Source organism: Heyndrickxia vini, from assembly GCF_016772275.1.
GTDB classification, from domain to species: Bacteria; Bacillota; Bacilli; order Bacillales; family Bacillaceae_C; genus Heyndrickxia; species Heyndrickxia vini.
Window position 1 is genome coordinate 1830238 of sequence record NZ_CP065425.1, and the last position, 22088, is coordinate 1852325.

Consider the following 22088-nt stretch of genomic DNA (forward strand, 5'->3'; position numbering starts at 1 on the left):
GGATCAGCATTTTTATGAATAAAATTCAGCAAATCATACATTTTTTAGAACAAGGTGAACTAGAAAAAGCAAAGGATAGTATTTCTAAGGTAAAAACATCTGGGAATCACGAAGACATATACTTACTTGCAGAAGAATTATTACAATTAGGCTTCTTAATTGAGGCAAAAGATTTATTTGCGTATCTACTGTCATTATATCCCGATGAAGGAGAACTGAAAGTAACATTGGCAGAAATATTAATTGAAATGGATAATGAAGAAGAAGCAATCTCCTATTTAGATTCAGTCAATGAGGCAGATCCTGACTTCCCAAGATCATTATTAATTTTAGCCGATTTGTATCAAATGCAAGGTTTAGCAGAGGTAAGTGAATATAAATTATTGCAAGCTAAAGAAATTTTGCCTGATGAACCTATTGTTGATTTTGCTTTAGGTGAATTATATGCTTCAATTGGGAGAGATATCGAAGCAATTAACTATTATGAAGAATTAATTGTTTCCGGAAATGAAACAATTGCTGGAGTTAATATACACAGTCGTGTTGGTGAGGCACTAAGCTCAGCAGGAAAATTTGAAGAAGCACTCCCATATTTTGAAAAAAGTTTAGCAGCAAATAATGAAATAAATACATTATTTGCTTATGCATTAACGGCATATCAGGCAGGTTTTTACAAGAAGGGAATCGAATTATTTAATCAGTTGAAGACGATTGATCCTGAATACCACTCACTTTACTTATATTTAGCAAAATGCTATGAAAGTGAAGAAGAACTTCAAAACTCCTTGAGAGTAGTCAAAGAAGGAATAGCTGTTGATGAGTATAATAAAGAGCTATTTCAATTTGGAGGAAAGCTTGCTTTGAAAATGGGTAACGAAGAACTGGCTGAAACTTATTTTCGCAATGCGTTAGCATTAGACCCAGGGTATATTGACGCAGCATTAACTTTAAACAAGTTATTTTTACATCAAAATAGATATGAGGACGTATTAGACCTTATTTCACAAATGGAAAAAGAGGGTGACATGGACCCACAATTACATTGGGATGCTGCGGTATCATCTCAAAAACTTGAGAAATTTCGAGATGCATTAAACCACTATCAGCAAGCATATAATGATTTAAAAAATAATCTAGAATTTTTAGCGGATTTTGGATACTTTATGATTGAAGATGGAAAACGATCGGAAGCTTTAACTATTTTTCGATCTCTCGTACATGAAGATCCATTAAATGAAGAATGGACTTCACTTTTGGAACGACTAGAAGAAAACTAAAAGCATATTTCATTATGCAGAGGAGGGATTTTCATTGGCTGCCACCCCTGTATCTGTCAACGAGAAGAAGGATTTTATACGATGGTTTTTAAATCATTATCAACTAAAGAGAAGAGAATCAGTTTGGATTTTGAACTATCTAATGAGCCATGACCAATTGATGGAGAAAGTTCATTTTGTTGACGAAGCTCAGTTTTGTCCCCGTGGATTAATCATGTCAACCCATTGTGTGGAAAATGTTCCGTTCCGTTTTTATAAGGAAAACATCATGACAACAGATGCAGAAAAATCATTCCATGATATTCGCTTAAATAGGGATGAGGATATTTATATCCAACTTAACTTTAAAGCTGCAAATCTTTCTTATCAATATGCAGCAGTACTAGAAGAAAACCCATTTATGCCAAACTTATTACACATAAATGATGAGGATCGAGTCATTGCTGAAAAGTTTTTACAACAAAGTATTGTAAGTTTCCAGAAAGAAAAATTATTAAGCAAGATTGATGAAGCATTAGATAATCATGATTTGATCACCTTCCGAAAATTAACAGAGCAGTTAAAACAACTTTAGCAGTCAATTTCTTTCCCCTCTTGCATAAGCAAGAGGATTTTTTGTATGTCATTATACTTTATTAAAATAATTGTGATACATAATGACTTTCTTTATAATAATAGTGCATAGTTAAGATAAAATGCTGTAAGTTTTTTGCATGTTTTGGAAAAGAAAACGAAATAATAGATTTAGGAGTGTTTATATGCTTTGGAATAGTAAAGATGTAGAAGTATATTTAAAAGAACAAGAATTTATTGATACAGCGGTTGTACCACTATTGCCCATTTCATTTGGTCCAGAAATGAAACAAGCAGCATCCCAAGGAGAATTTATTGATTTATTATCCATGCATCTTGAGAGACAATTTAAAGGTAGAATGCTTCTTTTTCCCGCATTTACTTATTTATCAACGTTGGAAAAAGAACAACAAATGAACATGCTTCAAAATTGGGAGGTGAAATTAAAAGAAACTGGATTTAAACACATCTTTTATTTAACTTCTGATAGTTCATGGACCAATCAGGATAAAGTTAAAAATATCATATGGTTACCGTCGGTCCCACTTGAACATATGGATGAACAATATAAACATTCAATAATGGAAGACCAAGTTAAGCAATTAATTAATATTATTGTTCAAAAATGGCAAACTATAAAATAATTCGATTATTCGTCACATTGTTGACATGTTTTTGAATGACTATCATATTGACCTTGATAGGAGATTGATATATCATGGTTATGTCCTAGTTTGTATTTGTGCGATTATAATTTTTTTGTCCATTGGACTTACCTTACTGTTAGAGGGGGGAAAAGGATGAGCAAGAATCCTGTAACAAGACGTCAATTTCTTAGCTACACACTTACGGGTGTAGGTGGATTTATGGCAGCTGGAATTTTAATGCCGATGGTTCGTTTTGCCGTGGATCCTGTATTACAGCATAGAGGTGCTGGGGAGTTTCATGCAACGAGCAAAAAAGTAGCTGACTTGACAAATGAGCCTACGCGTGTCGAATTTAAATATGAACAAGTCGATGCATGGTACAAGTCAGACGTTACTCAAACCGCTTGGGTGTACAAAGATGCAAAGGGAGAAATTGTAGCACTTTCACCTGTTTGTAAACACTTAGGTTGTAACGTTACTTGGGGAGAAAACAAACAACACCCAAATCAATTCTATTGTCCTTGTCATGGTGGACGCTACGAACTTAATGGCAAAAACGTACCTGGTACACCACCATCGAAGCCATTGGATGCATATCCAACAAAAGTTAAAGATGGTTTCTTGTATTTAGGTAAACCGAAAGAAAATCCATTTGTGAAGTAAAGGAGGCGTAATCATTGCTTAATAAAATCTATGATTGGGTTGATGAGCGCTTAGATATTACGCCTTTATGGCGAGATATCGCTGATCATGAAGTACCAGAACACGTAAATCCTGCACATCATTTTTCTGCGTTTGTTTACTGTTTTGGTGGTTTAACCTTTTTCATTACGGTTATCCAAATCTTATCTGGTATGTTTTTAACAATGTACTATGTACCAGATATCAAAAATGCTTGGGAATCTGTTTACTATCTTCAAAACGAAGTCGCATTCGGACAGATTGTACGCGGTATGCACCATTGGGGAGCAAGTTTAGTAATTGTTATGATTTTCTTACATACACTACGTGTTTTCTTCCAAGGAGCATATAAAAAACCACGTGAATTAAACTGGATTGTTGGAGTACTTATTTTATTTGTTATGCTTGGACTTGGTTTAACAGGTTATTTATTACCTTGGGATATGAAAGCATTATTTGCAACAAAAGTTACATTGCAAATAGCAGACTCGGTACCATTAATTGGACCGTATGCGAAAGAATTGCTTTCGGGTCATCCTGATATTGTTGGTGCCCAAACATTGACTCGTTTCTTTGCGATTCACGTATTCTTCTTACCAGCAGTATTGTTAGGATTAATGGCAGCCCATTTCTTAATGATTCGTAAACAAGGTATTTCGGGTCCACTATAGAATTTAATTGGAACACTATTTGTTTAATGACTTTTTATGAAGAAGGAGGGGGACTTAATGCATCGAGGTAAAGGGATGAAGTTTGTTGGGGATTCACGTATCCTAGACCCTTCTGTACGAAAGCCGATGGGCCCTAAGGATTATTCAGAATATCCCGGAAAAACTGAAGCATTTTGGCCGAACTTTCTATTGAAAGAATGGATGGTTGGTGCAGTATTTTTAGTCGGTTTTTTATGTTTAACTGCAGCGCATCCAGCACCACTTGAGCGTATAGCTGATCCAGCAGATGCAGGGTATATTCCAATGCCTGACTGGTATTTCTTATTCCTATACCAAATGTTGAAATATTCTTATGCATCAGGGCCATATAATATCATTGGATTAATTATTCCTGGTATTGCATTTGTTGGTTTGCTTTTAGCACCTTTCATTGATCGTGGACCACAAAGACGTCCGTTAAAACGTCCATTTGCTACAGGATTTATGTTATTATCAATCGCAGCTGTCTTCTATTTAACTTGGGAAGCAGCAGCACATCATGATTGGAAAAAAGCAGCTGAGCAAGGTAAAATCGTTGCAAAAGTTGATATTGACAAAGAAGATCCAGGATATAAAGTGTTTTCAAAACAATCTTGTATCCAATGTCATGGTGAAAATCTTACAGGTGGACCAGCTGCACCAAGCTTAATTGGTACTGGTCTAAGTGCTAAAGAAGTTGCAGACATTGCACAGCATGGTACAAAAAGCAAGAAAATGCCTGCGAACCAATTTAAAGGTTCTCCTGATGAATTGAAAAAATTATCTGAGTTTGTCGCAGGGCTAAAAAAATAAACGTATAGTAGAAAAGCTGGCAAACATGCCAGCTTTTCTTTCAATATAAATTTATTGAAAAATAAAAAAATAGAAAGAGAGGGGAGCAAATGAGATTTCTCTTTCCGATCTTAGCCAACCGAATGGTTGTCTTGTTATTGTTTATCGTAAATTTATTAGGAACAATTTATGGATACATATGGTACAAACCACAATTCGATGTGACGCCAACTAAATTTCTTCCTTTTGTACCTGACAGCCCAACGGCAAGTTTGTTTTTCACAATTGTGTTATTTGCATTCTTAATCAAAAAAAATTGGCCGTTTATAGAAGCATTAGCAATTGTTACCTTATTCAAGTATGGGGTTTGGGCAGTTGTTATGAATATTTTAACACTGATTGTGACGGGATATTTACCTTGGCAAGGGTATATGTTGATCATTTCTCACGGTTCTATGGCAATAGAAGGCCTTTTATATTCCCCTTTTTATAGAATTAAATTAAAGCATATTGTTTTAGCTGCAATTTGGACCTTACATAATGATGTGATTGATTACGTATTTATGCAATTTCCCAAATATGGTGCATTAGATGTATATGCACGTGAAATAGGATACTTTACATTTTGGTTAAGTGTTCTCTCATTAGGACTTGCATATTATTTTTCTGCTCGAAAAAATAGTTTGAAATTGAATATTTGGAACAACTGATAAAAAGCGCATACATATTTTTGGTCTACACTTGTCCTACTCTTCATACACTTTATTAGTAGTTAGAGGAGGGACAAGAATGAAAGTTAAACTATTTATCCTTCTAGTGACGATGTCATTTTTTTTAGCAAATAACGTATTTGCCATTTCCACACCCGTTATTGAAAAAATGGACAGGTCTGCAGATGAAGCTTTGCAATTGACCAAATTTGGACAGTATGAAGGAGCGGAACATATTCTTGAGCAATTTTCAAATGATATAGTAGAAGCGACCAGTCTTAGTCAATATTTTACAATGGATGAAGTAAAGATTCTTTCAAACTCTCTTAAAAAAGCATTATTTGCTATCAATAATGCTAATCTCTCACCAGAAGAAAAAATAAATAGAGTCACAACATTTCGATTAGTTGTTGATGCGTTGAATTCTCGTTATCAACCATTGTGGACAGAATTACAAGATCCAATCATGACTGCATTTTCTCAAGTGAAAGAGGCAGCAAAGGAAAACAACTATGATATCTTTCGAAGCAAGTTAAACTCTTTTTTAGCTAAATACTCTCTCATTCAGCCGAGTTTAAAAATTGATTTGCCAGTTGATAAAATTCAAAAATTAGATGCGAAAATTACATTTATTGATAAATATAGTTCAAATTTATTGAACGATACGACTGGGATTGTCCAATTAACAAAATTAGAAGCTGATCTTCAAAATATGTTCGATAATATCGATAAGGACGAAACCGATCCATCGTTATGGTGGGTAATTATCACGACAGGAAGTATCATCATTCTAACTCTCTCTTATACAGGATGGAGAAAATATAGAGGTGAAAAGAAGACAAAACAGAAAGAGCATAATGATTGACCCGTGGAGACGAATCTAATAAAATAATACTAAGAAATATTATCTACGTGGAGGATGAAATGGAGTTCATTATTTACTACATCATTATTGCGCTCATTCCAATCTGGGCACAAATGAAAGTGAAAAGTACATTTAACAAATTTGCTAAAGTTCCAACTACGGCAGGTATGAACGGTGCGGAAGTAGCAAGAAGAATTTTAGATGAGAATGGTTTGTATAATGTCAAAGTAGTAGAACATAGTGGTTTTTTAAGCGATCATTATAATCCAATGACCAAAACTGTACATCTATCTTCGTCTAATTACCATGGACAGTCAGTTGCGGGGGCTGCGGTTGCCGCCCATGAGGTTGGTCATGCTATTCAAGATAAAGAAAGTTATGGACCTTTAAGATTTCGTCATTCACTAGTACCGGTTGCAAATATCGGTTCTAATGCATCGTGGATTTTTATCATCATTGGAATGATTTCACAATTACCCAATATGCTATTAATCGGAATTATCTTAATGGGACTAGGCGTTCTTTTCCAAATTGTAACATTACCGGTTGAATTCAATGCCTCATCTAGAGCGTTGGATCAAGTTGTTAATCTCGGTATTATTAATAACAGTGAAGAACGAAGTGCACGGAAGGTTTTAAATGCCGCTGCGTTAACTTATGTTGCAGCAGCTGCTGTTGCGGTGATAGAAATAATCCGTATGATTCTTATTTTTACGAATATTTCAAGAGACGAGTAAAAAAGGAAGGGTAAAAGCCCTTCCTTTTTTTAGTAGGTAAGTAAGTATAAATTTTTGGGATTAATGTTTCTAAAAAGTATCAGCCTTGTTTAGCTCCAACACATGCGTATTTTCTAAAGTGTACTATTATATTTCAATTGGTTTTTTATTTTCATCGAGCGTAAACCCTTCCCCAAGCACATCATGGACGATTGTAACAGATACAAATGCATGTGGATCAATGGAATTAATCAGGCCCTTTAAACGGACTATTTCATTTTTTCCAACAACACAGTAGAGGACATCTTTATCTTCTTTTGTATATGATCCATGTCCTTTTAATACGGTCACACCCCTGTCCATATTTTTCATAATCAGATTGGCGATTTCATCATGCTTCGGTGAAATGATCAATGCTCCTCTTGCTGAATAAGCTCCTTCTTGCATAAAGTCAATAACTCGTGCACCGACAAAAACGGCAACCAATGTGTACATAGCTTCTCGATAATCTAAATACGTAATGAGTGATAATGTAATGACACATGCATCAAAGATAAACATTGTTCGTCCCATTGCAAGTCCTTTATATTTAAAGACGAGACGGGCAATAATATCAACACCGCCAGTTGTTCCTCCGTATCGAAAGATAATTCCCAAACCAATACCAATGAAAATACCTGCAAACAGTGCAGCAAGAAACATATCATGTTCAAGTGGAATAGTGAAATGTTTCCTTTGGAAAACCCATAAAAATAACGAAGTGGCAACAGTACCTATAATCGTATAAATAAATGCTTTTCTTCCAAGTAGCTTCCATCCAATGAAAAAAAGAGGGATATTTAATATTAAATTGGAATAGGAAGGATCTATATTAAAAAGGGAATAGAGCAGTAATGTGATTCCCGTAAAGCCACCCTCAGCCAAATGATTTTGCATATTAAAGTGTACGATTCCAAATGCAAAAATTGCAGAACCTAATAGAATAAACAATATGTTTTTTGTTTTTATACCTATTCGCATATCTGCATCCTCCTGTTCGTTTGTGTATAGAATATCCAATTGATGAACTTTAAGTCGACATAAGAAAATTAATCCAATATTGCACAACGGTCTAATTATATAAAACAGATGAAAAACTAGCAATGGTTGCTTTATTATTTAATTAAAGAGATTGTTAAAATTCATTGTTGATGATTGGAACATCTAAAGCGGAAAATAATTGCGGAACAAAAATATTTGTAAATATATGCAGATTTAGCTAACATGAAATTACAAGTGAGGTGTTGTAAAATGAACGATAAATCAATCAAAGTAATGCAGCAGGAAGTAGATCAATATATTAGCCAATTTAAGGAGGGTTATTTTAGCCCACTTGCGATGGTTGCTCGTTTAACAGAGGAACTTGGAGAATTGGCACGAGAAGTTAATCACTATTATGGGGAAAAACCAAAGAAAGAATCGGAAGAAGAAAAAACTATAGAGGAAGAATTAGGCGATTTGCAATTTGTTATTATGTGCCTTGCAAATTCATTGAATATTGATTTAGAAGTGGCGCATGATCGCGTTATGCATAAATTCAATACCCGTGATAAAGATCGTTGGACAAAAAAATAAAAGTCAAAAAGTGAGGAGAACATTAATGAGCAAGATTCGTGTCATCATCGCTGGCCCGCGAGGAAAAATGGGCAAGTCAGCTGTAAATATGGTTCATCTAAATGAACAGTTTGAATTAGTAAGTGTTTTGGATCATAAGCATGATGGAAAAATGCTAAATGATATAGATGGTTTTGAAAAATATACAGATATTCCCGTTTTTACTAACATAGAAGAATGTCTCCAAAAGTCAAAGGCAGACGTTTTAGTTGATTTAACTACGCCTGAATTCGGTTACTTACATACAAAAACTTCCCTTCAATACGGAGTAAGACCAGTTGTGGGGACTACTGGATTTACAAAAACACAGCTTGATGAGATTAAACAGTTGGCCGAAGAGAAAGAAATAGGCTGTATCATTGCTCCCAATTTTGCAATTGGAGCTGTACTAATGATGAAGTTTTCTCAAATGGCAGCAAAATACTTTCATAATATAGAGATTATCGAACTTCATCATGATCAAAAATTAGATGCTCCTTCAGGTACTGCTGTAAAAACTGCGGAAATGATATCTGCAGTAAGAAAGAAAAAAGAACAAGGCCATCCAAATGAAAAAGAAACAATTAGTGGCGCTAGAGGAGCAAATATAGATGGCATGCATGTACATAGTGTTCGCTTACCTGGTCTGATTGCACACCAACAAGTAATGTTCGGGTCCGAAGGCGAATTGCTAACAATTCGACATGATTCATACAATCGTGATTCATTTATGTCAGGTGTAAAATTATCAATTGAAACTGTAATAAATGTAAGTACTTTAATTTATGGTTTAGAAAATATTATCGAATAATCATTTAAGGGGATGGTTATATGGAAATAGCATTAATCGCACATGATAAGAAAAAAGATGATATGCTACGTTTTATTACAGCTTATAAAAAAATTTTTGCAAAACATCGACTGTATGCAACAGGTACAACTGGAAAAAGAATAATAGAAGAAACAAAATTATCCGTTCATCGTTTTCAGTCAGGTCCATTTGGTGGAGATCAGGAAATCGGTGCATTAATCGCAAAAAATAAACTAGATATGGTGATCTTTTTTCGGGATCCATTAACTGCGCAGCCACATGAACCAGATGTTTCTGCATTAATGAGGTTATGTGATGTTTATTCGGTTCCGCTTGCTACAAATATGGGGACAGCCGAAGTACTTATACGCGGCTTAGAAAAAGGGGACTTAGATTGGCGAAGTATTACTAGAGGTGAAACTAAAAATGAATGAAAAAATAGATATTCTTGCGTTTGGTGCCCATGCAGATGATGTTGAGATTGGAATGGGAGCTTCTATCGCAAAATGGTCTTCAGAAGGCAAATCAGTCGTCATATGTGACTTAACTGAAGCTGAATTATCTTCTAATGGAACAGTGGCAAATAGAAAAAAAGAGGCCATCGATGCAGCAAACCTTTTAGGAGTAAAAGAAAGGGTTTCTCTTACAATCCCAGACCGTGGGCTTTACATAAATAACGATCATATACAAAAGGTTGTAGAAATTATTCGAACATACAAACCATCTATAATTTTTGCTCCCTATTTTGAAGATAGGCATCCGGATCATGGGAATTGTGCGTATTTAGTGAAAGAAGCCGTATTTTCAGCGGGAATTCGGAAATTTACAACAGGCTTATTAGAGGCACATAAGGCAAAAAATTTATACTATTATATGATTAATGGATTTCATAAACCTGATTTTGTCATAGATATCACTTCTTTTATGGAACATAAAGTTGCAAGTTTGAATGCCTATCAAAGCCAATTTGTACAAATGGACAATGGAGTGAAAACCCCGTTAACCGAAGGATATATTGAAAGTGTGAAAGCAAGGGAAAGAATGTTCGGAAAAGAGGTTGGCGTAACTTATGGGGAAGGTTTTAAGGTTACTAAGCCTCTATTATTAAATATGGATGTGTTGGGTGAATGAAAAAAAAGTTAAAAATAGGTATAACTTGTTACCCTACTGTAGGAGGATCCGGTGTAATTGCCACCGAATTGGGTAAATTTCTTGCTGAAAGAGGTCATGAAATTCATTTCATCACATCAAGCATACCGTTTCGATTAAATAAAATGTATCATAATATTTACTTTCATCAAGTGGAGGTAAATCAATATGCAGTCTTTCAATATCCTCCATATGATATCGCGTTAGCTAGTAAAATGGCAGAAGTCATAAAACGAGAAAAATTAGATATACTTCATGTACATTATGCGATGCCGCATGCGGTTTGTGCTATTTTAGGGAAACAAATGGCAGGTACAAATGTGAAACTTGTTACTACTCTCCACGGAACAGACATTACAGTATTAGGTTATGATCCGTCATTAACAGAAGCAATTCGATTTGGAATTGAACAATCAGATTATGTTACAGCGGTTTCAAAAGCATTAGTACATCAAACAAATGAATTAATCCAGCCAAATAAGTACATAGATACTGTTTATAATTTTATTGATGAAAGAATATATAAAAAAATAGATTCGATGTATTTAAAATCGGAATACGGTATTTCTTCTGATGAAAAAGTATTAATCCATGTCTCGAATTTTCGGAATGTAAAAAGGGTTCCAGATGTTGTTAAAATGTTCGCAAAAGTAAGAGAGCGTATTCCCGCGAAATTACTTCTTGTCGGAGATGGACCTGAAATGACGATTATTTGTAAACTTGTTCAGGAATTAAATTTGACTAACGATGTTTTATTGTTAGGGAAGCAAGATAACTTAGAGGAATTGTATTCGATCAGTGATTTAATGTTGTTGTTATCACAAAAAGAGAGCTTTGGGTTAGTTGCCTTAGAAGCTATGGCCTGTGGTGTTCCTTGTATCGGAACAAATATAGGGGGCATCCCTGAAGTAATTACAGATGAATATAATGGATTTATTTGTGAATTAGGCGATATTAATACAATGGCAGAACGAGCACTAACACTTTTAATGGATGAAAAACTTCATCAACAATTTTCTCGAAATGCACTTGAAAGTGTACGTGCAAGGTTTTTATCAAAAAATATTGTAAATCAATATGAAGAAATTTATTATCGTCTTCAATTAGAAAATGAAAAGGTGGAAATGGAATGAATGAACCATTCCTAAGTGCAAAACCAATTATTCAAAAATTGGAAGAACAGAGTTTTGAAGCATATTTTGTTGGAGGTTCAGTCCGAGATTATTTATTAAATCGTTCCATTGCCGATGTTGATATTGCAACATCAGCAACACCGGAGGAAGTGAAAAGTATTTTCCCGGTTACGGTTGATACAGGTATTGAACACGGAACAGTATTAGTCATTTATAATGGAAAAGGTTATGAAGTGACAACCTTCAGAACTGAGACTGAATATATCGATCATCGCCGTCCGGAAACAGTAAAATTTATCCGCTCTTTAACTGAAGATTTAAAACGACGTGATTTTACAATGAACGCGATCGCGATGAATATACACGGTGAAATAATTGACCCATTTCACGGTCGTCTTGCCCTACAAAACCGAATGATAGAGTGCGTCGGAAATGCAAATGAACGATTTCAAGAAGATGCGTTAAGAATGATGAGAGCAATTCGATTTGTAAGCCAATTAAACTTTTCATTAGAAAATGAAACGAAGATTGCAATTAAGGCAAATGCGCAGCTCTTACAACATATTGCAGTCGAACGGATTTTCCAAGAGTGTACAAAACTTTTCCAAGGCAAAAATAAAAATCAGGCAATCCAATTTTTATACGAATGTAATCTGTGGAACTATTTACCTGAATTAAAAAATCATCAAGACCTTCTTCCATGCTTTCAAAAATGGGAAATTAATCACTTATCAGAGAAGCAAGTATGGTTATTGTTGCTTTTTCTTTCAAAAACGAATAATCCAACAGGTTTTTTAAAATCATGGAGAATGCCGACAAAGAAAATAAGTTATTTATCAAAAGCGTTGTTTTTTTTACATAAAAGGTTGAAAGAGGAATGGACCATATATTCACACTATCAAGCAACGAAAGAAATTTCAATAGACGTAGAGTCGGTCTATCAAATGATCCAAAATCAATCAGGTGAAAATATCGAACAAAAGATTAGTGAAATATTTTTGTCAATGCCCATTCAAAAGCCTGAAGAAATGAAAGTGACAGGTGCTGATTTAATGTTATGGTTTGATCGCCCTGGAGGACCATGGATTAAGCGAGCACTAGAAATGATTGAAAAAGCCATATTGCAAAAAAAGGTTTCCAATGAAAAGGGAGCGATAAAGGGGTGGATCTTAACATGCAATCTCCAACAAGAAAAAGATTGCTAGAGGCATTTACAGAGGCAAATGGAGATTTTTTATCAGGACAAGCACTAGCGGATATTTTAGGTTGTTCAAGGACGGCGGTTTGGAAGCATATTGAAGAATTACGAAAAGAAGGCTTTGAATTAGAAGCTGTCCGGAAAAGAGGATACAGAATCGTTTCAACTGAAGATCGTGTAACAGAAAATGAAATAAGCCTTGGCCTTAGCACAAAGTTTATTGGGCATGAAATTCATTTTTTAGATTCAACCGACTCCACCCAAAAGGTAGCACATCAACTATCACAGGAGGGCTGTCCAGAAGGAACAATCGTCATAGCTGAGGAACAAAAAAATGGAAGAGGCAGGTTGACAAGGCATTGGCATTCTCCGAAATACACGGGTGTATGGATGAGTATTGTTTTAAGGCCCACCCTCCCTCCACAAAAGGCTCCTCAATTTACCCTAATCACGGCAATAGCTGTTGTGCAGGCAATAGAGGAGTTGACGAGTGTACTTCCAGAAATTAAATGGCCAAATGATATATTGATTAATGGGAAAAAAGTTACGGGAATTTTAACTGAATTACAAGCAGATGTTGATAAAATTGATTCCATTATTATAGGGATTGGTATTAACGTCAATCAACAGTTAACAGATTTTCCGGATGAGCTTCAATCTATTGCGACATCTTTAGCGATAGAAAGCGGTCGGAAAATTACCCGTGCAAAACTAATACAATGCATTTTAATAAAATTAGAAAAGTATTATCATCTTTATTTAGAAAAGGGGTTTGCCCCTCTTAAAATTTTATGGGAAAGCTATGCAATTAGTATTGGTAAAGAAATAGTTGCCCGCACGGTAACGGGAACAATTACTGGAAGAGCAATAGGCATTACAGAGGAAGGAATTTTGAAAATTGAAGATCATTCCGGATTAACACATGAAATTTATTCCGCAGATATTGAAATTAAGAAATAAAATGATAGTGTCAATTTATTTTATTTGGTATACTTTTTATCGGGTAGTATCCATTGGAACTGCACCTTGCTTTAACTGTTAATAATTTCATAGTGTTCTGCCTTGATCCAAAATGGACGGGGACAGAGGGTCGAGATTTAATGTGAATGATAATGGGGTCCTTCTGCCGGTCAGAATGACTCCTTTTTGCTTTAAATAAATGATATCTCGGTTGGTGTTTTTAAATTAAACTCCAACATGAATTTCTAAAGCAAGGTCGCATTTGTTCAAGCTACTTTCTTATGAAGTCACCTATTGACAAAAAAGGAGGAAAAAGCATGAAACAAACGACTGATTTTTTGAAAATGAAAGAAATGAATGAAAAAATCGCGATGGTTACAGCGTATGATCTTCCTACAGCAAAATTATCAGAAGAAGCGGGAATTGACATCATTCTCGTTGGTGATTCGTTAGGTATGGTTGTTCTAGGATATGATTCTACAGTACCCGTTACGATCGATGATATGGTTCACCATACGAAAGCAGTAAAACGGGGAGCGACGTCCACATTTGTTGTTACCGATATGCCATTTATGACCTACCATTTAAACCGCGAAGCAACATTAACAGCAGCAGCAAAAATCATTCAAGATGGTGGAGCAAATGCTGTTAAAGTGGAAGGTAGCGGAATCGTAATTCAAATGATTAAAGCGCTTACTACATCCGGAATACCTGTAATGGCACATCTTGGACTGACCCCGCAAACTGTCGGTGTATTAGGTGGATATAAAGTTCAAGGCAAAACTGCAGAAGCTGCTAATCAATTAATCGAAGATGCCTTAAAGTGTGAGGAAGCAGGTGCATTTGCCTTAGTTTTAGAATGTGTTCCGAAACAGTTGGCAGATAAAGTAAGCAAGCGTCTTTCAATCCCTGTCATTGGTATTGGGGCAGGTGCCGATGTTGATGGTCAAGTGTTAGTTTTTCATGATTTGGTTAGATTAGGTGTAGATCGAGTGCCGAAATTTGTAAAAACTTATGCAGATGCAAATGAAATGATAAATCAAGGCTTAAAAAAGTATGTTCAAGAAGTGAAATCGTTGCAATTTCCGGAGGAAAAACATAGCTTTACGATGAAACAAGAAGAATTGTCCGCTTTATATGGAGGAAAATAAAATGAACGTAATTACTAACAGAGTAGAAATGAATCAAATTGTGAAAAATTACAAATGTAACGCGAAGACAATTGGATTTATTCCGACAATGGGATTTTTACATGATGGTCATCTCACTTTAGTAAAGAAGGCGAAACTGGAAAATGACATTACAATCATGAGCATTTTTGTAAACCCTACTCAGTTTGGACCGAATGAAGATTTCGAATCATATCCAAGGGATTTTGAACGGGATGAACGTTTAGCGGAAGCAGCGGGCGTTGATTATATATTCGCTCCATCTGTAGAAGAGATGTATCCAAATGAAATGGGGAACCAACTGTCAGTTTTAAAAAGGACAAATGTTCTCTGCGGGAAAAGTCGTGAAGGGCATTTTGATGGAGTCGTAACTGTTTTATCAAAATTATTTCATATCATTACCCCTGATAAGGCTTATTTTGGGATTAAAGATGCACAACAAGTAGCGGTTGTAAAAGGTCTCGTACATGATTACTTTTTTCCGATTGAAATTGTAGCGGTTGAGACTGTAAGAGAATTAGACGGATTGGCGAAAAGTTCAAGAAATGTGTATTTATCAGATAATGAAAGAAAAGAGGTACCGGCATTATATAAAAGTTTATTAATGGCGAAAAGCGAAATAATGAACGGTGAAAAGGCGCCAGAAAAAATAATTGCAAAAGTAAAAGAGTATATTACAAAAAACACAAGTGGGATCATTGATTATATAGAAATATATTCGTATCCTACACTTGAAAGATTAGATAATATGAATGGTAAAATTATCATCGCTATAGCTGTGAAATTTTCCAAGGCTCGGTTAATCGACAACATCATATTGGATGTATAGCAATAAATAAAGGGGGAAACATCATGTTTCGCACAATGATGAATGGAAAAATCCATCGTGCAACCGTTACGGAAGCAAATTTAAATTATGTGGGAAGTATAACAATTGATGAAGATATACTAGATGCAGTTGGCATGGTCGCAAATGAAAAAGTTCAAATTGTTAATAATAACAATGGGGCTAGATTTGAAACATATATCATTCCGGGTATGCGCGGAAGTGGTGTCATATGTTTGAATGGGGCTGCAGCAAGATTAGTTCATGTTGGAGATATTGTCATTATCATCTCATATGCATTCGTCCAAGAGGAAAATGTAAATAAACATCAACCAAAAATTGCTTTACTTGATGAAAGTAATCGGATTACACAAATGATTTCCTATGAACCTGAAGCCACTATTTTATAATTTTGAGAAAGCCGTATCAAAATAATTTTTGATACGGTTTTTAACTTTAATAAAAGTGTATTGTAAAGCCTTTTATGGTAGACTTATAAAATAATGTTTGAGACGTAAGGTGATTTTAATGACAAATCGTTTTGTAATAATAGATATAGAAACAACAGGAAATTCATCAAAAAAAGGCGATAGGATAATTCAAATAGCGGCTGTTATCATTGAAAACGGGCAGATTGTTGATCAGTATAATACTTTTGTCAATCCTTGTACAACGATTCCCGTATTTATTGAGGAGTTAACAGGGATAAATGATGAAATGGTAAGGGATGCTCCTTTATTTGAAGAAATCGCTGATGATTTGTTGAAAATACTAGATGGAAGTATTTTTGTTGCCCATAATGTTTTATTTGATTTATCTTTTTTACAGGAAGAATTTAAAAGGGTTGGGCGTTCGGAGTTTATTGGATTAACTATAGATACAGTGGAGCTGTCGAGGGTATTATTTCCATCTTCTGATAGCTTTAAGCTTTTCGATCTAACAGAAAGTTTTTCAATTCACCATGAAAGGCCACATCAAGCAGATAGTGATGCATTCGTTACGGCGAAGCTTCTTCTGCACTGCATTAATTATGCCAAAAATTTACCGCTCATAACACTTGAACAATTATCATTACTTGCTGTTGGTTTGAAAAGTAATATAGAGGTACTATTTGAAAAAATCCTCCGAAGGAAAAAGAAGCATATTGAAAATTTACCGGAACATTTAGAAGTATATAGAGGCATTGCATTACGCAAAAAAAAGAAAAAACATATTCAAAGAAACTATCGTGAAAAATACGAATATCCGATTACTCCGGATGAAAAAGAAAAATTGATGTCTTCAGCTATAAAGAAATTTGAAGTTAGAGATGGACAGTTTGAGATGATGGATACCGTATATGAGTCTTTGCGTTTAAAAAAAGCAGCATTGATAGAAGCAGGCACTGGAGTAGGAAAATCTCTAGGATATTTACTTCCAAGCCTATATCAAAGCATACGAGAAAATAAGCCGATTCTTATAAGCACTTATACGGTTCAATTACAGGAGCAATTACTGCAAAATGAAGTAAAGAAATTAGAAGAAATGCTTCCATTTGATTTCAAAACTGTTTTATTAAAAGGAAGACAGCATTACATAAATTTATTTTTGTTCGAACAAACGTTACATGATGTGGATACACAATATGATGAAATACTTTCGAAAATGCAAATTTTAGTATGGCTTACAAATACTGAAACGGGCGATATAGATGAGATTAATCTATCCAGCGGGGGCAAGTTATTTTGGAACCGAATTAAACATGATGGTTGGCATTTGAAAGATAAGGATCCATGGATTTCAAGAGATTTTTATTTATACGCAAGGAGAGAGGCGGAAAATGCCGATCTAGTCATTACCAATCATGCCATGATGCTCATAGACTTTAAACAGGAATCATCTCTTTTTCGTACATTTGATTACGTTCTTATTGATGAGGCCCATCATTTTGAAAAAGCTGCAAGAAATTTTTTCGGGAAAAAAATAGAATATATTCCCTGTAAATATTTATGCAGTAAATTGGGTGCCTTTGATAAAAGACAAGTTTTTTTCCGGTTAGAAAAGCTTATTAGTTCAAAAAAAATTACTCCTAAAACACCATCATTTGAACTCGATTTCTCTATAATTGAACTGGAAAGATGTATTGAAGAATTATTTATAGGTATAGCGGATAGATTAACGTTGGAACGAAAAAAACGTGACAATCATCAAAAAACACAACTACGTTTAGTAAATAAGTGGATGGATGATGAAAAGTGGGAGCAAGTTATATATTGTGCAAAGAAAATAATTGAAACAATTATCGAAATAAATTCGTCTATAAATGAGCGCCTATCGAGTTTAAAACAATTAAGTGATAAAAAATTAAATGAAAAAGATAAGGCGTTTGTTGAAGAGTGTTACAGCATTATGAACGAATTTTATGAATTACAGGAAACAATATATATGCTTTTAGTTCAACAATCAGATGATCATGTCTACTGGATTGAAGGAGACGTTAAAGCAATTCCTAATAGTATAACGATCCAATCACAACCAATTTCTGTGAAAAATCAGTTAGGTACTGAATTTTTTTCAAAAAAGAAGAGTGTTATTCTGACATCAGCAACATTAACAGTAAATAATTCATTTAGCTTTTTCGAAAATGAATTAGGGCTAAACCACTTGGAGAATCTTGTGAAAAAGCAAATATCATCTCCATTTCACTATAAGGATATGACCCAGTTGATTATTCCAACTGATATACCAGAGATTCTTCAGGTATCACCAACGGAATATACAGAATCAATCGCAGGTCACTTAATTGGAATTGCACAAGCTACAAAAGGAAGAATGCTTGTCCTATTCACTTCTAATGAAATGTTAAGACAAACCCATAATTTAATGAAGGAAAGTGGGCTGTTAGAAGATTTTATCCTAATTGCACAGGGAATAACGGCAGGAAGTAGAACTAGACTAATCAAGAATTTCCAAAAATTTGAGAAAGCAATTTTATTGGGGACAAATAGTTTTTGGGAAGGTGTAGATATACCCGGAGAGGATTTATCCTGCTTAGTCATCGTAAGATTGCCTTTTTCTCCTCCTGAAGAACCATATATTTGGGCTAAAAGCAAAGCATTAACGGAGGAAGGGAAAAATCCTTTTACAGCTTATTCATTACCAGAAGCCGTCATTCGTTTTAAACAAGGGTTTGGAAGATTAATTAGAAGAGACACTGATAAAGGAATTGTTATCGTTTTTGACCGAAGGATAGAATCAACAAAGTATGGCAAGGCATTTTTGAAATCAATACCAAAAATTCCCGTCAAACACGCCTCGTTAAAGGAAATTATTGAAATTGTTGAAAAGTGGTTTTAAACGGAACAAAAAATACGCTGAAAGACAGCGTAAAAGTGGACTAGAAAAATTTTTTAAAATCGTAAATGTAATGATTTTTACAAGTTATTTATTGATATAATGATCATTAGCGTATTTATATTGTGGCTTTAATCAGCTATGATATTTATAACAATATTTGTTTATTTGTAGGGGGATTTATATGGATAGTAAGATTGAAATATTATCAACGATAAAAATCGATTATCAATCTGATTTATATAAAATTGTTGATGCCTTAAATCGAACATTAAAGCAAAAAGATTTAATGTTTGGTTTAGCCCTCGATTCAGAGGATAAAAGTAAAGCGGTTTTTACAATTTATCGTACATAATAGGGGTTTAAAATGAAAAAATGGATTATAAGTTTCTGTTTATTGCTACTAATCGTTTTAGGATTTTCCGTAAATATTTATTATCAATCAACAAAACCGATCAATAAAGCGGAAAGTTTCGCAAAAAAAACGGCCAAGGAAAAGGCAAACCTTGTTTCAATGGATCAGTTTTATTTATATAATGGTAATGAAAGCTATTATATTACAGTTGGAAAGAAAAAAAATGGTGAAAAGATTGCTGTATGGATTCCTGAAAAAAATAATGACCAAGTTATTGTTGAAAAAATGTCTGATGGACTATCGAAAAAAGATGCAATTAAAAAACTAAAGGAAAAAGAAACACCTGCAAAAATTTTAGGTAGTAGGTTAGGAATGCTAAATAATGAGCCCGTATGGGAAATATCTTATCTTGATCAATCATCTCATTTAAACTACGCCTATATTTACTTTTTAAAGTCAAATAATAAAACACCATATATGATTTATAATATTTAAAAAAGGTGAGGAGAAATTATGGCCATACAACTAGCCAATCGTGTAAGTGCCCTTACACCATCATCTACATTAGCAATTACTGCGAAAGCAAAAGCTATGAAGGCAGAAGGAATCGATGTTATCGGTTTAGGTGCTGGGGAACCAGATTTTAATACGCCACAACATATTATAGATGCTGCAGCAGAATCAATGAATAAAGGATTCACAAAATATACAGCAACAGGTGGATTACCTGAATTAAAGAAAGCAATAATAAATAAATTTAAGCAAGACCAGCATATTGATTATCAAGCTTCTGAAATTATTGTTACTAATGGAGCAAAACACGCTTTATACACCCTTTTTCAAGTTCTATTAAATGCGGGGGATGAAGTAATTATTCCTATTCCATATTGGGTAAGTTACCCGGAACAAGTAAAACTTGCTGGAGGAGAGCCTGTATATATTAATGGTCAAGAAGAAAATAATTTCAAAATTACACCTGAACAACTTACGGCTGCCATTACAAAAAAAACAAAAGCCATTATTATAAATTCACCAAGCAATCCAACAGGAATGCTTTATACGAAAGAAGAATTAACTAAATTAGGTGAAATTTGTTTAGAGTATAATATATTAATTATTTCGGATGAAATATATGAAAAATTAATCTACGACTTCCATCAGCATGTTTCAATAGCCGAAATTTCGCCAGAATTAAAGGATCAAACAATTGTTATTAACGGTGTCTCCAAGTCACATTCAATGACTGGATGGCGAATCGGTTATGCAGCAGGTAACAGTGAAATAATTAAAGCGATGACAGACCTTGCAAGTCACTCTACATCAAATCCAACGACACCATCTCAATATGGAGCAATCGCTGCATATAACGGTACACAAGAAGCCGTTGAAATGATGCGTGAGGCATTTGAGAACCGATTAAATATAATTTATACTAAATTGATTACTATTCCAGGCATTAGCTGTCTTAAACCTCAAGGTGCTTTCTATTTATTTCCAAACGTTATAGAAGCTGCAAGAAAGACGGGGTTTAAAACCGTTGATGAATTTGCAACAGCATTGCTAGAGGAAGCTAATGTTGCAGTTATTCCAGGATCCGGATTTGGGGCTCCTGACTATATTCGTTTATCCTATGCCACTTCATTAGAAAATCTAGAAGAGGCAGTTAAAAGAATTGAACGATATATTAACCAGAAATTAAATTAGCTGGTTAATGCATAGAAAAGCCATGCATATTTATGGCTTTTTTATTTTGATTTTTGTTTAGAACATTTCAGATAAAAGGAAAATCATATGACAGATTTTCCTTATTCCTTTTTTGCTAGGCATGTTTTATACTTGTTATGAGGTGTACGGTATGGAAAAAGAGATTATTTTAGCTTGGATAGAAGAGGGGAGCATTCAGATTCCTCAGTTATTAATGGCTAATTATAAAAAAATTGGTTTGAATGAAACGGAAGTCATGCTAATCCTGCAAGTATATTCCTTTTTAGAAAAAGGAAATGACTTTCCGACCCCAGAAGAACTTTCAGAACGGATGACAATACAAAATAGTATGTGTTCTTCAATCCTGCGAAAACTTGTTCAAAATCAATATATTAGTATTGAAGAAGGTGTCACAGAAGATAATATTCGATTGGAAAAATACTCTTTAACCCCTTTATGGAATAAACTTATTGAAAATATTATTTATGATAAAAAACAATCAGAGCTAGAAAAAAATTTATATGAGGAAAAAAACCTCTATACTATTTTTGAAAATGAGTTTGGCCGACCACTTTCACCACTGGAATGTGAAACATTGGCAATGTGGCTGGATCAAGATCACCAATCTACAACAGTCATTATTGCTGCATTAAGAGAAGCTGTTATTTCAGGAAAATTAAACTTTCGATATATAGATCGTATTTTATTTGAATGGAAGAAAAATGGGGTTCAAACGATAGAACAAGCTAGAGACTTCGGCCAAAAGTTTAGACAACAACAACGCAAAAAAACTCAATCAGTACAAAAAAGCTCGAACACTGTGCCATTTTACAATTGGTTAGAACAATAGGCACTTTTTTTGTTCGAA

25 protein-coding genes are annotated in these 22088 nt (G+C 34.4%); 24 read left to right on the forward strand and 1 reads right to left on the reverse strand.

The annotated features are described in order from the left end of the window. Window positions 1-14: 14 nt before the first annotated feature. The 9 genes from I5776_RS09165 (at window position 15) to I5776_RS09205 (ending at window position 6971) form a co-directional block, all read left to right on the forward strand. Window positions 15-1277: a tetratricopeptide repeat protein gene (locus I5776_RS09165; RefSeq protein WP_202780311.1), complete on the forward strand. Its 1263-nt coding sequence runs from the start codon at window positions 15-17 to the stop codon at window positions 1275-1277. A 34-nt stretch (window positions 1278-1311) separates the two neighbouring features. Next, complete coding sequence (locus I5776_RS09170) at window positions 1312-1851, forward strand: ReoY family proteolytic degradation factor (protein WP_202780312.1); 540 nt, start codon at window positions 1312-1314, stop codon at window positions 1849-1851. 184 nt (window positions 1852-2035) lie between these two features. Then, window positions 2036-2494, forward strand: a complete 459-nt coding sequence (locus I5776_RS09175) for a YpiF family protein (RefSeq protein ID WP_202780313.1) — start codon at window positions 2036-2038, stop codon at window positions 2492-2494. Window positions 2495-2650: 156 nt separating this feature from the next. Beyond that, a complete protein-coding gene (locus I5776_RS09180) occupies window positions 2651-3160 on the forward strand; it encodes a QcrA and Rieske domain-containing protein (RefSeq protein WP_202780314.1) in 510 nt (169 codons plus the stop codon). Window positions 3161-3174: 14 nt separating this feature from the next. After that, the gene (qcrB, locus tag I5776_RS09185; RefSeq protein ID WP_058002373.1) at window positions 3175-3849 is read left to right on the forward strand and encodes a menaquinol-cytochrome c reductase cytochrome b subunit; all 675 of its coding nucleotides are present in this window, start codon (window positions 3175-3177) and stop codon (window positions 3847-3849) included. A 57-nt stretch (window positions 3850-3906) separates the two neighbouring features. After that, entirely contained in the window at window positions 3907-4680 is a 774-nt protein-coding gene (locus I5776_RS09190; RefSeq protein WP_202780315.1) for a menaquinol-cytochrome c reductase cytochrome b/c subunit, read from the forward strand. A gap of 89 nt (window positions 4681-4769) precedes the next feature. Then, window positions 4770-5369, forward strand: a complete 600-nt coding sequence (lhaT, locus tag I5776_RS09195; RefSeq protein WP_202780316.1) for a lipoprotein heptaprenylglyceryl N-acetyltransferase LhaT — start codon at window positions 4770-4772, stop codon at window positions 5367-5369. Window positions 5370-5448: 79 nt separating this feature from the next. Next, window positions 5449-6234 (forward strand): sporulation protein YpjB, encoded by a 786-nt coding sequence (gene ypjB / locus I5776_RS09200; RefSeq protein WP_202780317.1) that lies wholly within the window; start codon window positions 5449-5451, stop codon window positions 6232-6234. A gap of 59 nt (window positions 6235-6293) precedes the next feature. Next, window positions 6294-6971 (forward strand): zinc metallopeptidase, encoded by a 678-nt coding sequence (locus I5776_RS09205; protein WP_202780318.1) that lies wholly within the window; start codon window positions 6294-6296, stop codon window positions 6969-6971. Between the two features lie 126 nt (window positions 6972-7097). Here the strand turns inward: I5776_RS09205 and I5776_RS09210 are convergent, their stop codons facing one another. Further along, window positions 7098-7970 (reverse strand): YitT family protein, encoded by an 873-nt coding sequence (locus tag I5776_RS09210; RefSeq protein WP_202780319.1) that lies wholly within the window; start codon window positions 7968-7970, stop codon window positions 7098-7100. A gap of 270 nt (window positions 7971-8240) precedes the next feature. Between I5776_RS09210 and I5776_RS09215 the strand changes: the two genes are divergently transcribed. The 15 genes from I5776_RS09215 (at window position 8241) to I5776_RS09285 (ending at window position 22070) form a co-directional block, all read left to right on the forward strand. Next, window positions 8241-8564 carry a nucleotide pyrophosphohydrolase gene (locus I5776_RS09215; protein WP_202780320.1) on the forward strand — a complete coding sequence of 108 codons (324 nt, stop codon included), beginning with the start codon at window positions 8241-8243 and terminating at the stop codon, window positions 8562-8564. Window positions 8565-8589: 25 nt separating this feature from the next. Beyond that, window positions 8590-9393, forward strand: coding sequence for a 4-hydroxy-tetrahydrodipicolinate reductase (dapB, locus tag I5776_RS09220; RefSeq protein WP_202780321.1), 804 nt, complete (start codon window positions 8590-8592; stop codon window positions 9391-9393). A 20-nt stretch (window positions 9394-9413) separates the two neighbouring features. Next, window positions 9414-9827, forward strand: a complete 414-nt coding sequence (gene mgsA, locus I5776_RS09225; RefSeq protein WP_202780322.1) for a methylglyoxal synthase — start codon at window positions 9414-9416, stop codon at window positions 9825-9827. Then, window positions 9820-10524: a bacillithiol biosynthesis deacetylase BshB1 gene (gene bshB1 / locus I5776_RS09230; RefSeq protein ID WP_202780323.1), complete on the forward strand. Its 705-nt coding sequence runs from the start codon at window positions 9820-9822 to the stop codon at window positions 10522-10524. The genes mgsA and bshB1 overlap by 8 nt, the downstream gene beginning before the upstream one ends. Beyond that, window positions 10521-11675: an N-acetyl-alpha-D-glucosaminyl L-malate synthase BshA gene (gene bshA / locus I5776_RS09235; RefSeq protein ID WP_202780324.1), complete on the forward strand. Its 1155-nt coding sequence runs from the start codon at window positions 10521-10523 to the stop codon at window positions 11673-11675. Before bshB1 ends, bshA begins: the two co-directional genes overlap by 4 nt. Continuing rightward, on the forward strand, window positions 11672-12880 hold the full coding sequence (locus I5776_RS09240) for a CCA tRNA nucleotidyltransferase (protein WP_202780325.1): 1209 nt from the start codon (window positions 11672-11674) through the stop codon (window positions 12878-12880). The genes bshA and I5776_RS09240 overlap by 4 nt, the downstream gene beginning before the upstream one ends. Next, window positions 12850-13833, forward strand: a complete 984-nt coding sequence (locus tag I5776_RS09245) for a biotin--[acetyl-CoA-carboxylase] ligase (protein ID WP_202780326.1) — start codon at window positions 12850-12852, stop codon at window positions 13831-13833. Before I5776_RS09240 ends, I5776_RS09245 begins: the two co-directional genes overlap by 31 nt. A 317-nt stretch (window positions 13834-14150) precedes the next feature. After that, window positions 14151-14984, forward strand: coding sequence for a 3-methyl-2-oxobutanoate hydroxymethyltransferase (gene panB / locus I5776_RS09250; RefSeq protein ID WP_202780327.1), 834 nt, complete (start codon window positions 14151-14153; stop codon window positions 14982-14984). 1 nt (window position 14985) lies between these two features. Beyond that, complete coding sequence (gene panC, locus I5776_RS09255; protein WP_202780328.1) at window positions 14986-15831, forward strand: pantoate--beta-alanine ligase; 846 nt, start codon at window positions 14986-14988, stop codon at window positions 15829-15831. 23 nt (window positions 15832-15854) lie between these two features. Then, window positions 15855-16238, forward strand: a complete 384-nt coding sequence (gene panD, locus I5776_RS09260) for an aspartate 1-decarboxylase (RefSeq protein ID WP_202780329.1) — start codon at window positions 15855-15857, stop codon at window positions 16236-16238. Between the two features lie 118 nt (window positions 16239-16356). Beyond that, on the forward strand, window positions 16357-19164 hold the full coding sequence (dinG, locus tag I5776_RS09265) for an ATP-dependent DNA helicase DinG (RefSeq protein WP_202780330.1): 2808 nt from the start codon (window positions 16357-16359) through the stop codon (window positions 19162-19164). A 181-nt stretch (window positions 19165-19345) separates the two neighbouring features. Beyond that, entirely contained in the window at window positions 19346-19516 is a 171-nt protein-coding gene (locus I5776_RS09270) for a YpmA family protein (protein ID WP_202780331.1), read from the forward strand. A 12-nt stretch (window positions 19517-19528) separates the two neighbouring features. Next, a complete protein-coding gene (locus I5776_RS09275) occupies window positions 19529-20011 on the forward strand; it encodes a cell wall elongation regulator TseB-like domain-containing protein (protein WP_202780332.1) in 483 nt (160 codons plus the stop codon). Between the two features lie 18 nt (window positions 20012-20029). Beyond that, complete coding sequence (locus I5776_RS09280; RefSeq protein ID WP_281397297.1) at window positions 20030-21220, forward strand: pyridoxal phosphate-dependent aminotransferase; 1191 nt, start codon at window positions 20030-20032, stop codon at window positions 21218-21220. 151 nt (window positions 21221-21371) lie between these two features. Further along, window positions 21372-22070, forward strand: a complete 699-nt coding sequence (locus I5776_RS09285) for a DnaD domain-containing protein (protein WP_202780333.1) — start codon at window positions 21372-21374, stop codon at window positions 22068-22070. The last annotated feature ends 18 nt before the right edge of the window (window positions 22071-22088 follow it).

What these genes read in the sequence shown, in the direction of transcription:
- bshA (WP_202780324.1), top strand. Translation starts at nt 10,521, where the DNA reads ATGAAAAAAAAGTTAAAAATAGGTATAACTTGTTACCCTACTGTAGGA.
- mgsA (WP_202780322.1), top strand. Translation starts at nt 9,414, where the DNA reads ATGGAAATAGCATTAATCGCACATGATAAGAAAAAAGATGATATGCTA.
- I5776_RS09165 (WP_202780311.1), top strand. Translation starts at nt 15, where the DNA reads ATGAATAAAATTCAGCAAATCATACATTTTTTAGAACAAGGTGAACTA.
- dinG (WP_202780330.1), top strand. Translation starts at nt 16,357, where the DNA reads ATGACAAATCGTTTTGTAATAATAGATATAGAAACAACAGGAAATTCA.
- panB (WP_202780327.1), top strand. Translation starts at nt 14,151, where the DNA reads ATGAAACAAACGACTGATTTTTTGAAAATGAAAGAAATGAATGAAAAA.
- bshB1 (WP_202780323.1), top strand. Translation starts at nt 9,820, where the DNA reads ATGAATGAAAAAATAGATATTCTTGCGTTTGGTGCCCATGCAGATGAT.
- I5776_RS09285 (WP_202780333.1), top strand. Translation starts at nt 21,372, where the DNA reads ATGGAAAAAGAGATTATTTTAGCTTGGATAGAAGAGGGGAGCATTCAG.
- I5776_RS09275 (WP_202780332.1), top strand. Translation starts at nt 19,529, where the DNA reads ATGAAAAAATGGATTATAAGTTTCTGTTTATTGCTACTAATCGTTTTA.
- ypjB (WP_202780317.1), top strand. Translation starts at nt 5,449, where the DNA reads ATGAAAGTTAAACTATTTATCCTTCTAGTGACGATGTCATTTTTTTTA.
- I5776_RS09215 (WP_202780320.1), top strand. Translation starts at nt 8,241, where the DNA reads ATGAACGATAAATCAATCAAAGTAATGCAGCAGGAAGTAGATCAATAT.
- I5776_RS09190 (WP_202780315.1), top strand. Translation starts at nt 3,907, where the DNA reads ATGCATCGAGGTAAAGGGATGAAGTTTGTTGGGGATTCACGTATCCTA.
- I5776_RS09280 (WP_281397297.1), top strand. Translation starts at nt 20,030, where the DNA reads ATGGCCATACAACTAGCCAATCGTGTAAGTGCCCTTACACCATCATCT.
- I5776_RS09270 (WP_202780331.1), top strand. Translation starts at nt 19,346, where the DNA reads ATGGATAGTAAGATTGAAATATTATCAACGATAAAAATCGATTATCAA.
- I5776_RS09240 (WP_202780325.1), top strand. Translation starts at nt 11,672, where the DNA reads ATGAATGAACCATTCCTAAGTGCAAAACCAATTATTCAAAAATTGGAA.
- lhaT (WP_202780316.1), top strand. Translation starts at nt 4,770, where the DNA reads ATGAGATTTCTCTTTCCGATCTTAGCCAACCGAATGGTTGTCTTGTTA.
- panC (WP_202780328.1), top strand. Translation starts at nt 14,986, where the DNA reads ATGAACGTAATTACTAACAGAGTAGAAATGAATCAAATTGTGAAAAAT.
- panD (WP_202780329.1), top strand. Translation starts at nt 15,855, where the DNA reads ATGTTTCGCACAATGATGAATGGAAAAATCCATCGTGCAACCGTTACG.
- I5776_RS09210 (WP_202780319.1), bottom strand. Translation starts at nt 7,970, where the DNA reads ATGCGAATAGGTATAAAAACAAAAAACATATTGTTTATTCTATTAGGT.
- I5776_RS09245 (WP_202780326.1), top strand. Translation starts at nt 12,850, where the DNA reads ATGCAATCTCCAACAAGAAAAAGATTGCTAGAGGCATTTACAGAGGCA.
- I5776_RS09205 (WP_202780318.1), top strand. Translation starts at nt 6,294, where the DNA reads ATGGAGTTCATTATTTACTACATCATTATTGCGCTCATTCCAATCTGG.
- I5776_RS09175 (WP_202780313.1), top strand. Translation starts at nt 2,036, where the DNA reads ATGCTTTGGAATAGTAAAGATGTAGAAGTATATTTAAAAGAACAAGAA.
- dapB (WP_202780321.1), top strand. Translation starts at nt 8,590, where the DNA reads ATGAGCAAGATTCGTGTCATCATCGCTGGCCCGCGAGGAAAAATGGGC.
- I5776_RS09180 (WP_202780314.1), top strand. Translation starts at nt 2,651, where the DNA reads ATGAGCAAGAATCCTGTAACAAGACGTCAATTTCTTAGCTACACACTT.